The sequence below is a fragment of the Streptomyces tricolor genome (assembly GCF_002155905.1).
In the GTDB taxonomy this organism is placed as follows: domain Bacteria; phylum Actinomycetota; class Actinomycetes; order Streptomycetales; family Streptomycetaceae; genus Streptomyces; species Streptomyces tricolor.
In genome coordinates this window covers 1-10,745 of record NZ_MUMF01000153.1, presented here as the reverse complement: position 1 = coordinate 10,745, position 10,745 = coordinate 1, and the positions used below count along the sequence as shown (strand labels likewise).

Below are 10,745 nucleotides of genomic sequence, written 5' to 3'. Positions count from 1 at the left end.
CCGCATCCGCCGCATCCGCCCGACCCTCCGCGCCGGAAGTGTCCAGTGTCCGTCCGCCTCGTCGTTCTACGTCCCGGAGCCGCGCCATGTACGTCTCGGTCGTCCTGTTCACCGCCGACCTGCGCCTGCACGACCACCCGCCGCTGCGGGCCGCGCTGGACGGCCCCGGTGCGGTGGTCCCGCTGTTCGTGCGGGACCGGGGCGTGGCCGACGCGGGCTTCGCGGCTGCGAACCGGCTGGCGTTCCTCGCCGACTGCCTGCGGGACCTGGACGCGGGGCTGCGCGAGCGGGGCGGGCGGCTGGTGGTGCGCTCCGGTGACGTCGTCGAGGAGGTGTGCCGGGTGGCCGGGGAGGCGGATGCCGACGAGGTGCACATGGCGGCCGACGCGAGCGGCTACGCCCGGCGGCGGGAGCAGCGGCTGCGGCGTGCCCTGGAGGCCGCCGGACGGCGGCTGCACGTCCACGAGACGGTGACCACGGCGGTGGCGCCCGGCGCGGTGACCCCGGCCTCCTCGGACCACTTCGCCGTGTTCACGCCGTACTTCCGGCAGTGGTCGGGGCAGCCGCTGCGGGACGTCCTGCGCGCGCCGCGCTCGGTCCGGGTGCCGCCGGGCATCGGATCGGAGGAGCTGCCGTCCCGGGCCGCGCTGCCGGGGATCTCGCCGGGGCTGGCGGAGGGCGGCGAGCGGGCCGGCCGCAAGCGGCTCGCCGCCTGGCTCCGCTCGGGCCTCGCCGGCTACGCGGACCGGCACGACGACCTGGCCGGGGACGCGACCTCCCGGCTCTCGCCGCATCTGCACTTCGGCACGCTGTCCCCCGTCGAGCTGGTCCACCGGGCGCGCCGGGCGGGCGGTCCGGGAGCGGAGGCGTTCGTACGGCAGGTCGCCTGGCGGGACTTCCACCGTCAGGTGCTCGCGGCCCGGCCGGGCGCGGCCGGCGCCGACTACCGCACCCGGCACGACCGGTGGCGGTCCGAGCGGACGGCCCGCGAGGACATCGAGGCGTGGCGGGAGGGCCGTACGGGCTATCCGGTGATCGACGCGGCGATGCGGCAGCTGCGCCACGAGGGGTGGATGCACAACCGCGCCCGGCTGCTCACGGCGAGCTTCCTGGCCAAGACGCTGTACGTGGACTGGCGCGTCGGGGCCCGGCACTTCCTGGAGCTGCTGGTCGACGGGGACCTCGCCAGCAACCAGCTGAACTGGCAGTGGGTCGCGGGCACCGGCACGGACACCCGCCCGAACCGGGTCCTCAACCCGGTCGCCCAGGCCGGCCGGCACGACCCCGACGGCCGGTACGTCCGGCGCTGGGTGCCCGAGCTGTCGGGCGTTCCGGGCGGGGCGGTGCACGAGCCGTGGAAGCTGACGGGGCCGGACCGGGCGGGCGTGGGCGCCTACCCGGATCCGGTCGTCGGTCTCGCGGAGGGACTGGCCCGGTTCAAGCGGGCCCGGAGCCGCGGCTGAGCGGGCCGGGGAGCGCGGTGCGGTAGCGGGCGGCGAGGGTGTCCAGGGCGTCGGACAGGGCGGTCGGCCGGAGCATGCCCCGGGTGGGCCGGCCGGCCCAGCCGGGGCCGCCGAGCATCACCAGGGCCTGGGTACGGGCGCCCCGGACGCCCCACTCCTGGGCGGCGACGCGTGCGGCCAGCGGCGGACTCGCGGTGGAGCGGGCCTGCGCCCACAGCACCACGGCGGCCGGGCCCAGCCGCCGTACCGCCGTCAGGAGCGCTTCGGCCGGCACCGCGCCGCCGAACATCCGGACCGGGATGCCGAGGTGGGTCAGGGCCGCGTTGAGCGCCTCCAGCGGGAGGGTGTGCTGCTCGCCGGGGACGCAGGCCAGGAGCACGGGGCCCGGTCCCGTCGTCTCGGCCGGCGCCGCGGACGGCCGGGTGTGCCGGCGCAGGGTGGTGGACACGTGCCAGGACAGCAGGTGCTCCACCGCGACGTACGGGTCCCCCGCCGAGGCCCATCTGCGGCCCACGGCGTGCAGGGTGGGCACCATCACCTCCTGCCAGGCGGTCACGACGCCGTACCGCGCCACGGCGGCCTCCAGCCGCTCGTCGACGGCCGCGGCGTCGAGCCGGACGGCCGCGCGGGCCAGGCCCCGGCCGTCCTGCCGGGCCACGCCGGGCTCGGGTGTGCCGAGGGCCGGCACCGTGCCGGCAGCGGCCTGGGCCGCGGGGGCCGGCGCGGGTGCGGGTGCGGTGTCCGCGGGGCGCCGGGCGGCTGCCGGGTGCGCCTTCCGCCGCGCGGCGCGGGCGGCCTCGGCGGGCGGCACACCGGAGGCGGTCAGCCGGCACATCGTCTCCAGCACGGTCACGTCCTCGGGCGTCCAGCGCCGGTGCCGGCCGCCGGTGCGGACGGCGGGGCCGATGCCGTAACGGCGGTCCCAGGAGCGGAGGGTGGTGGGCGAGACGCCGAGCCGGCGGGCCAGCGCGCCGGTCGTCAGCCCCGCTGCGGCGGTCCCGGGTGCCGTCGTACCGGCGGCTTCGCTCGCGTCCATGGGGACGACGATACGACGCAGAACCGATGCGAGTTGGCGCGTCGGTGCACCGGCTCCGACCGTGGTGACGAGTGTCCGGCAGAACCGGAACGACCCGGTCGGCCCCGCGCGACCGGGCGGCCCGGCCGAGGGCAAGGAGCGTCGCCATGAGCCCGCACCCGACCGCCGTGGCCCCCGGCAGCGCGACCGCGGCCGACCGGTCCGCCGGCGCGCCGGCGTGGCCCGCCGCGGAGGAGCCGCGCACCGACGCGCACCTGATGCGGGGGCTGGCGGCCGGCGACGAGACCTGTCTCACCGCGCTCCATCGCCGCTGGTCGCCCCTGGTGTACGCGCTGGCGTGGCGGACGCTGGGCGATGCCGCGGAGGCCGAGGACGTCGCCCAGCAGGTGTTCCTCGGCGTCTGGCGGGGGTGCGCCGGCTACCGGCCCGAGCGCGGGCCGGTGGCCGGGTGGATCGTGGGTATCACCCGCCGCAAGATCGCCGACGCCCTCTCCGCCCGGACCCGCCGCGGCGAACTGGTCGCGGCGGCCGGTGCGGCCCTGCCGGCGGAGGAGTCCGCCACCGGGCGGCCCGAGGCGGCCGTGGACCGGGTCCTGGTCCGGCAGGCGCTGGCCGGGCTCCCCGCGGCCCAGCGGCACGTGCTGCGCCTGGCCTACTACGAGGACCTCACCCAGACCCAGATCGCGGAGCGCACCGGGTGGCCGCTGGGCACGGTGAAGAGCCATGCGCGCCGGGGCCTGCGCCGGCTGCGCGGCGCCCTCGAAGCTCACCCCTACACATAAAGGCGGAATAAGGGCAAACTGGATTATGTGGTGCCTATCGCGCACTGCACCAGACGCGGTCTGGCCTGCAAAGTCAAAGGAGACGACTCATGGCCAACTTGCACAGAGGTGACATATCGAGCCACCCCGATGTCTCCGAAATGCGGGATCGCTACGCCCGCATGCTCGGCGGCCGTGACGTGGCGCTCGTGGACGGGCCGGTCTTCCTGCTCGGTCTCTACTGCGCCGCGTCCCCGTGGATCCTGCACTACACGGCGAGCCAGCCCGCCCTCGTGGCCCACAACCTGATCGTGGGCATCGCGATCGGTCTGCTGGCACTGGGATTCACCCGGGCACCCGAACGGATGTACGGCCTCAGCTGGGCCATGTGCGCCATGGGCCTCTGGATGATCATCGCCCCGTGGGTCGTGGGCAGGAACCCGGACGCGGGCGTCATCGTCAACAACATCGTCATCGGAGCCCTGGCCCTCGTCCTCGGACTGATATGCGCCGGTACGGCGATGAAGAGCAACCCCAGGCCGTAACAGAGGAGATCGAGGAAGGAAGAGAGGAAACGGCGAGGCCGGTCCGCCCGGGCGGACCGGCCTGCGCGTGCCCGCGCCCGCTCAGCGGGGACGGCACCAGCCACGGCTCCCGGGGCAGGGTCCGGCCGGTCTCCAGCAGGGACCTGAGGTCGGACAGCACGGCCGGCCGGAGGCGACGTCCGCGCGCTCGTCCTCGTCGGCGAGGTCCTCGTGGACGACGGTCAGCCGGACGATGTCCTCCGGCCGGATCTCGAAGGTGACCCGGGAGTGCCTCTCCTCCCGTCCCTCCCGGCCGGGCGCGGCCCAGATCGTCACCAGCCGGGTGGGCGGCTCGCTCACCACGACCCGGCCGACCACGTCGGCGACGCCGGAGCCGTCGGTGCGCACGTGCTCCCAGCGGGACCCGGGCCGCCAGTCGGAGACGTTGCTGTGACCCCGGCAGGCGGCGGTCAGGTCGGCGTCGGTGAGCGCCTCCCAGACCTTCTCGGGCGTGCTCGCGATGCAGGTGACGTACGCGAAGCCGGGCTTGCCGGTCATGGCTTCCTCGGCTCGTCGCTTCACGGCGCCGGCGAGGCGCGGGCGCTCGAACTCGTCGATCAGCACGGCCAGGTGCTGGGTGACCGACCGGCGCGTCATGGCGATGCGCTCGCACAGCTCGCCCAGGGTCTGGCCGTTGTTCTCGTGGAGCCGGTCGAGCAGACGCCTGCGGGTGTCGTCCGCGCGCGCCCTGAAGACCTTGTCCATCCGGGTGTCGTTCTCCGATCGCACACGAGACGTCATGCGGGCAATCACCTGCATGTCAGGGGAGCCGGCCCGCGACGCCGTCGCCCCGGCTCGTCACGGTGAACGAGATCCACAGGTCCGGGGCCAGCTCCGGACGGCCCGGCACCGGCCGCGGCTCACGGGTCCAGGCGTCACCGGCGAGATCCGCGGCGACCCGCGGCCAGAAGCTCGCCGCGGCGGGGTTGTCCCGCTGGAAGGCGATCTCCCACGGCCCGGGATGGCGGGTGAGCACCTCGCGCGCGGCCCGCAGTCCGAAGCCCCGGCGCCGGGCCCCGCGCACCACGAAGAAGCTGTTCAGCACGCGCACCGGGCCGTCGAGCCCCCGCACGAAGGCGAACCCGGCGAGGTGCTCGCCGCAGTGCAGCAGGTACGGCGCCCAGCCGGGCCCGGCGAAGGCGTACGCCACGCGCTCACTGCGGAAGGAGCCGTCGGCGGCGGGCAGGACACCCTCGAACCCGGACAGGTCGTGGCGGAACATCAGCCACAGCCGTTCCACGGCGGGCCGGTCCTCGGGGGTCGCGGGGCGGACGGTGACGTCCGCGTTCGTCATGTCGGTCATGAACGAAAGCCTCCCCGGCGGACTGGTCCGGCCGGGGAGGTGCGCTTCGACGTCGTGAACTCTAGCTCATCTCCAGCGCGTTGCGCCGCTCGTCGGCCCCTTCGCCGGTCTCCTCGGGGCGTGTCCGGCCGACCCGGCGCGGGGCAGCCGGCCCGGCGCGGACGCCGTCCCGCCGGGCTCGGACGCCGACCTGTCGGGCGCGCACGCCGACCTGCGGGGCGCGGTGGCCACGGCGCTGGACACCGCCCGCGACCTGGTGTTCGAGCACCGTACGACCGGAACGCGGCCCGGCGACGGCGCCCCCGGCGAGGGTCGTTGACACCGCACACCCCGCGTCCTAGCGTGACCCGGATTAGTAAGGTTTCCTAACTTACGAGACGGGAGACCGTCGTGTTCCCTCCCCCCGCCCGCGCACGCCGGTACACCACGACCGCCCTGGTCCTCGGGCTGCTCGCCGGCCTGACCTCCGGCGCCTGGGCCGGCGACCGGCGCCCGGCCGCACCGCGCCGGCACACCGAGACCACCCGCGTCACCGGCTCCCCCGGGTCGAGCACCCCGCTCTCCGGCTTCGCCATCCGGTCCACGGCCGACGTGGACGACTCCCCCGCGGCCGTGTCCTCCCCCGGCTACCGGGCGGCCGGCTGGTATCCGGCGGGCCCGCGCTCGACGGTCCTCGCGGCGCTCCTGGCCGACGGCGTGTACGCCGACCCGTTCCACTCCACGAACCAGCAGAAGATTCCCCAGGCCGACTTCAGGGTCCCGTGGTGGTACCGCGCGGACTTCACGGTCGAGGACACCGGCCCGCGCACCGCCCTCGACTTCAGCGGCGTGGTCTCGGCGGCCGACGTCTACGTCAACGGCCGTCAGGTGGCCCCGGCCGCGCAGGTCACCGGCGCCTACACGCACCACGAACTGGACATCACCGCGCTGGTCCGGCGGGGCACGAACACGGTCGCCTTCCGCGTCCGGCCCAACGACCCGAACAAGGACCTCACCATGGGCTGGCTGGACTGGCTCCAGCCGCCGCCCGACCGCAACATGGGGCTCGTCCGGGACGTCCTGGTCCGCCGGGGCGGTCCGGTCGCCCTGCGCGACGCGCACGTGGTCACGAAGCTGGCCGTGCCCTCGCTCGCCACCGCCGAGCTGACGGTCGAGGCCCAGGCCCGCAACGACACGGGAGAACCGGTCACGGCGGAGGTCGGCGGCAGCGCCGGCGGCACGCGGTTCAGCCGGACGGTGTCGCTCGCCCCGCACGAGACGAAGACCGTCGCCTTCTCCCCCGCCGACGTCCCCGGCCTGCGCCTCACCGAGCCGAAGGTGTGGTGGCCGGCCGGGATGGGCGGCCAGCCGCTGTACGACCTCGACCTCACCGCCACCGTGGCCGGCACGGTGTCGGACACCGCGCACCAGACCTTCGGCGTCCGGGACGTCCGGGCCCCGCTGAACTCCGACGGCGCCCGTGAGTTCCGGATCAACGGCCGCAAGCTGCTGATCAAGGGCGGCGGCTGGTCCCCGGACGAGTTCCTGCGCTGGGACCGCGCCTACGTCGAGGACCGGCTGAAGTACGCCCTCGACCTGGGCCTGAACACGCTCCGCCTGGAAGGCCACCTGGAGCCGGACGAGTTCTTCGACCTGGCCGACCGCCACGGCGTGCTCACCCTGCCGGGCTGGGAGTGCTGCGACAAGTGGGAGGGCGAGGTCAACCCGAGCGGCTCCGGGGAGAAGTGGAGCGACAACGACCATGCCGTGGCGAGGGCGTCCATGGCCGCCGAGGCCGCCCGCCTGCGCGGCCACCCGAGCGTGCTGTCCTTCCTCATCGGCAGCGACTCCGCCCCCGACGCCAGGATCGAGCGGGGCTACCTCGACGCACTGGAGGCGGCCGACTGGCCCGTCCCCGTGCTCCCTGCCGCCTCCGAGACGTCCGCACCCCGGCTGGGCGCCTCCGGCATGAAGATGACCGGCCCCTACGACTGGGTGCCGCCCGGCTACTGGTACGCCAAGCGGGAGGGCGGGGCCACCGGCTTCAACTCCGAGACCAGCGCGGGCCCGAGCATCCCCACCGTCGACACCCTGCGCCGCATGATGACGCCCGCCGAACTCGACACCCTGTGGCAGGACCCGGACGCCCGGCAGTACCACCGCTCGCCGTCCGCCGTCTTCGGCACCCTCAAGATCTACGACCGGGCCCTCGCCGGCCGCTACGGCACCCCCACGAGCCTCGCCGACTACGTGCGCAAGGCCCAGCTCGCCCAGTACGAGAACGTCCGCGCCGAGTTCGAGGCGTACGGGCGCAACGCCACCGACGCGGACCGGCCCGCCACCGGGCTGATCCACTGGATGTTCAACAGCGGCTGGACCTCCCTGCACTGGCAGCTGACGGACCGCTACCTCGACCAGAACGGCGCCTACTTCGGCGCGAAGAAGGCGAACGAGCCGCTGCACATCCAGTACTCCTACGACGACCGCTCGGTCGTGGTGGTCAACAACCGGCGCGCCCCCGCGCGGCACCTCACCGCCCGGGCCACGCTGTTCAACCCCGACGGCACGCGGATGTACGACGAGGCCGTACCGGACGTGACGGTGGAGGGGGACGGGGCGCACGGCACCGCGCTCACCCTGCCGTCCTCGGTGAGCGGGCTGGCGCGGACGTATCTGCTGCGGCTGGTGCTGACGGACCCGGACGGCACGGAGGTGAGCCGGAACGTGTACTGGCTGTCCACCAGGGCCGACACCCTCGACTGGAGCGGCACCACCTGGTACTACACGCCGACGACGGGCTACGCCGACCTCACGGGGCTCGGCTCGATGGCGCGGGTGCCGGTGTCGGCGGCGGCGGCCACGCGCGCGTCGGACGGCGTGTCGACCACGACGGTGACCCTGCGCCACACCGGGGACGGGAAGACCCCGGCGCTGCTGACGGACGCGCACCTCGTGGACGCGGCCGGCAAGCCGGTGCTGCCGGTGCGCTGGTCGGACAACCAGGTGAGCCTGTGGCCGGGCGAGTCGGTGACGCTGACCGCCACCTACCGGACGGCGGACCTGCACGGCTCGGCGCCGGGCGTGCGGGTCTCCGGGTGGAACACGCCGCAGCGGACGGTGCCGGCGGCCTGACGCACCCACGGTCGGGAGGGGTGAGCCCTCGGTGCCGGTGAACCCGACCGCGTGGTGAACAGAGCCGTCCGGGGGCAAGCGGAGCGGAGTGGCTTCGTCTTCAGCGGGCACATGCCACAGCAACGGGGATCAATGATCGAAAGCCTCAAGGAGGGACGGCCATGGAGATATCAGGCATTCTCAGCGCCATCGTCATCGGCATCGTCATCGGTGTCCTGGGACGGCTGGTCGTCCCCGGGCGGCAGCGCATCGGCGTCCTGTGGACGATCGCCGTCGGCATCGTGGCCGCGCTGCTGGGCTCGGCGATCGCCGCCGGGTTCGGGGTCGCGGACACCGATGGACCCGACTGGGTCGAGTGGTTCATCCAGATCGCGCTGGCGGCCCTCGGGGTGGTGGCGCTGGACCGGGGCCTTGCCCGCCGCTGAGTCAGCTCCCGTACACGTACGGGGTCGTGGCGCTCAGCGGGTGGAAGCCGAGGCGCTGAAGGATCGGGCGGCTCGTCGGCAGGGCGTCGACCTGGAGGTAGCGGCAGCCCCGCGCGGCGGCGGCCCGGGCGCGGTGGGCGACCAGCGCCCGGTAGAGGCCCCGGCCCCGCCAGGCTTCGACGGTGCCGCCGCCCCACAGCCCGGCGAACGGGGCGCCCGGCACCAGTTCCATGCGGGCGGCGGCGACGGGTTCGCCGTCGGCGACGGCGGCCACGGCGACGACCGCGCCGGGGTCGGCGGCCAGCCGGGCGAGCAGCCGGTGCCGCAGCGCGGTGCCGTCGGTGCCGAAGGCCCGCTCGTGCACGTCCACGACGAGGTCGACGCCGGCCGGCCCGGTGGCGCGTACGAGACGGACACCGGCCGGGGGTGCCATGTCCAGCGCGAGTCCGGCGACCTCGGCGACCATCAGCGTCTCGGCCGGCTCGGCGCGGAACCCGGCGGCGAACAGCCGGGCGGCCAGGTCCGCCGGCTCGTCATGGGCGTAGAGCTTCCACTCGAAGTCCCGCTCCAGGCCGGTGAAGCGGGCGATCTGCTCCCGGATCGCCCGGTCCGCGCCCGCCGCGTCGAGGCCGGACCAGAGCACGCCGTTCCAGCCGGAGGCGTCCGCGATCTGCCGCACCACCCCGCCCGCCCGCTCGATCCGGGCCGCGGGGCCGTCGGGCCGGGCGCCCTCGCGCATCTCCCGGTCGTAGAGAGCGAGCACGGCGGCGTGATCCATGGCCCCACTCCAGCACGGAGTCCGGGCAGGCGCAAAGGAATTGAGCGCGTCGACGGCCCTCGGGCCGTACGGCCCCCAGACAGGCGGTGAGCCCGTCGCGGCGGCCGTCTCCGGCGGCACGCTCTCGGCGGCCGGCACCAGATGGCCGGGACCCGAGAGGCGGGGCAGGACCGCCCGGATCATCTCGGTGGTGAGGCCGGAGTCCAGCAGACCGCGGACCTGCCGCACCTGCGCCGCCGCGGCGTCCGGGTGGCTGCGGTAGCCGTTCCCGGCGCGTCCGGGGTGGAGCAGCTGCTGTTCCCCGAGGTCGACGTGTCGGGACCGGCCGACGCCGATGTGGCGACCTCGTCGCAGACCACGGGGCCACGCGGGCATCGCCGCCGGCTTCCTCACCGGCGGCCCGGCCCCGGACGCGGCGGGCGCCGGGGCCCTGCCCCGGACCGCGCTGCCTCCGGTGCGGCCGGTCCTCGCGACGGTCGCGGCGGCACGGCGGTACGCCTTCCCGGTCCGCCGGCCCGTCGTTGCCCCCGAGGCAAAGGCCCTGGCCGGACCGGCCGCAGTGGCCGTAGCCTGCCCCGCCGGAGATCATGACGCGAGGAGGTGCGCCGATGGTACGCGAGGGTGAGCTGCGGTATCTGCGCCGCTGTGTGGAGCTGGCGGCGGAGGCGCTGGACGCCGGTGACGAGCCCTTCGGGTCGGTGCTCGTGGCCGGGGACGGCACGGTGCTGGCGGAGGACCGCAACCGGGTGGCGGACGGGGACCGTACCCGGCATCCGGAGTTCGAGCTGGCCCGCTGGGCGGCGGCGCACCTGACGCCCGAGGAGCGGGCGGCGGCGACCGTGTACACCTCCGGCGAGCACTGCCCGATGTGCGCCGCGGCGCACGCCTGGGTGGGGCTCGGCCGGATCGTGTACATCGCCTCGTCCGACCAGCTGTCCGGCTGGCTGGCCGAGTTCGGCGTGCCGGCACCGCCCGTGCGCACGCTGCCCGTACGGGAGATCGCGCCCGGGGTCACCGTGGAGGGGCCGGTGCCGGAGCTGGTGGACGAGGTACGCGCGCTGCACCGACGCTGCCACGCCGGGCGCCCCCGCTCCGGCTGAGCGTCAGCCGAGTTCGAGCGTGGTGACGCCGAACACCCGCTCGCGGGCGTACGGGCGCACCGGCCCCGTGTACATGCGGGCGGTCTCGAACGAGGGCCGCAGTCCGGCCGCTTCGGCGAGGGCGGTGCCGGCCGTGTTGGGCTCGGGCACGTCGATCGCGACCTCGCGGCCGGCCGCGCCGTCG

Annotated in this window: 11 protein-coding genes and 1 pseudogene; 6 read left to right on the top strand and 6 right to left on the bottom strand. The window is 75.2% G+C overall.

Annotated elements, in window-relative coordinates; all coding sequences use genetic code 11:
- The first annotated feature begins 86 nt into the window (after nt 1–86).
- Nucleotides 87–1,463 carry a cryptochrome/photolyase family protein gene (locus CCN44_RS12285; protein ID WP_086697662.1) on the top strand — a complete coding sequence of 459 codons (1,377 nt, stop codon included), beginning with the start codon at nt 87–89 and terminating at the stop codon, nt 1,461–1,463.
- Here CCN44_RS12285 and CCN44_RS12280 read toward each other — a convergent pair.
- Nucleotides 1,438–2,499: a MerR family transcriptional regulator gene (locus CCN44_RS12280; RefSeq protein WP_086697661.1), complete on the bottom strand. Its 1,062-nt coding sequence runs from the start codon at nt 2,497–2,499 to the stop codon at nt 1,438–1,440. The genes CCN44_RS12285 and CCN44_RS12280 overlap by 26 nt on opposite strands.
- A gap of 146 nt (nt 2,500–2,645) precedes the next feature.
- On the opposite strand from CCN44_RS12280, the gene CCN44_RS12275 reads away from it, so the two are divergent.
- Nucleotides 2,646–3,281: a sigma-70 family RNA polymerase sigma factor gene (locus CCN44_RS12275; RefSeq protein WP_086697660.1), complete on the top strand. Its 636-nt coding sequence runs from the start codon at nt 2,646–2,648 to the stop codon at nt 3,279–3,281.
- Nucleotides 3,282–3,370: 89 nt separating this feature from the next.
- A complete protein-coding gene (locus tag CCN44_RS12270; protein ID WP_059247431.1) occupies nt 3,371–3,805 on the top strand; it encodes an SPW repeat protein in 435 nt (144 codons plus the stop codon).
- Between the two features lie 91 nt (nt 3,806–3,896).
- Here CCN44_RS12270 and CCN44_RS12265 read toward each other — a convergent pair.
- The 3 genes and pseudogenes from CCN44_RS12265 to CCN44_RS43980 form a co-directional block, all read right to left on the bottom strand.
- Nucleotides 3,897–4,549 (bottom strand): annotated as a pseudogene (locus CCN44_RS12265) (SRPBCC domain-containing protein); the annotation flags it as partial.
- Between the two features lie 55 nt (nt 4,550–4,604).
- Nucleotides 4,605–5,147, bottom strand: a complete 543-nt coding sequence (locus tag CCN44_RS12260; protein ID WP_059247432.1) for a GNAT family N-acetyltransferase — start codon at nt 5,145–5,147, stop codon at nt 4,605–4,607.
- 61 nt (nt 5,148–5,208) lie between these two features.
- Nucleotides 5,209–5,415, bottom strand: coding sequence for a hypothetical protein (locus tag CCN44_RS43980; RefSeq protein ID WP_086697659.1), 207 nt, complete (start codon nt 5,413–5,415; stop codon nt 5,209–5,211).
- A gap of 122 nt (nt 5,416–5,537) precedes the next feature.
- Between CCN44_RS43980 and CCN44_RS12250 the strand changes: the two genes are divergently transcribed.
- Nucleotides 5,538–8,258: a glycoside hydrolase family 2 protein gene (locus tag CCN44_RS12250; RefSeq protein ID WP_086697658.1), complete on the top strand. Its 2,721-nt coding sequence runs from the start codon at nt 5,538–5,540 to the stop codon at nt 8,256–8,258.
- 161 nt (nt 8,259–8,419) lie between these two features.
- Nucleotides 8,420–8,683 (top strand): GlsB/YeaQ/YmgE family stress response membrane protein, encoded by a 264-nt coding sequence (locus CCN44_RS12245; protein WP_059247435.1) that lies wholly within the window; start codon nt 8,420–8,422, stop codon nt 8,681–8,683.
- Between the two features lies 1 nt (nt 8,684).
- Here CCN44_RS12245 and CCN44_RS12240 read toward each other — a convergent pair whose 3' ends face one another.
- Nucleotides 8,685–9,461, bottom strand: a complete 777-nt coding sequence (locus CCN44_RS12240) for a GNAT family N-acetyltransferase (RefSeq protein ID WP_059247436.1) — start codon at nt 9,459–9,461, stop codon at nt 8,685–8,687.
- Between the two features lie 608 nt (nt 9,462–10,069).
- On the opposite strand from CCN44_RS12240, the gene CCN44_RS12230 reads away from it, so the two are divergent.
- Nucleotides 10,070–10,561 (top strand): nucleoside deaminase, encoded by a 492-nt coding sequence (locus CCN44_RS12230; RefSeq protein WP_059247437.1) that lies wholly within the window; start codon nt 10,070–10,072, stop codon nt 10,559–10,561.
- Between the two features lie 3 nt (nt 10,562–10,564).
- On the opposite strand, the gene CCN44_RS12225 is transcribed toward CCN44_RS12230, so the two are convergent.
- On the bottom strand, nt 10,565–10,745 hold a 181-nt coding region (locus CCN44_RS12225), incomplete at its 5' end, for a GNAT family N-acetyltransferase (protein ID WP_462509651.1).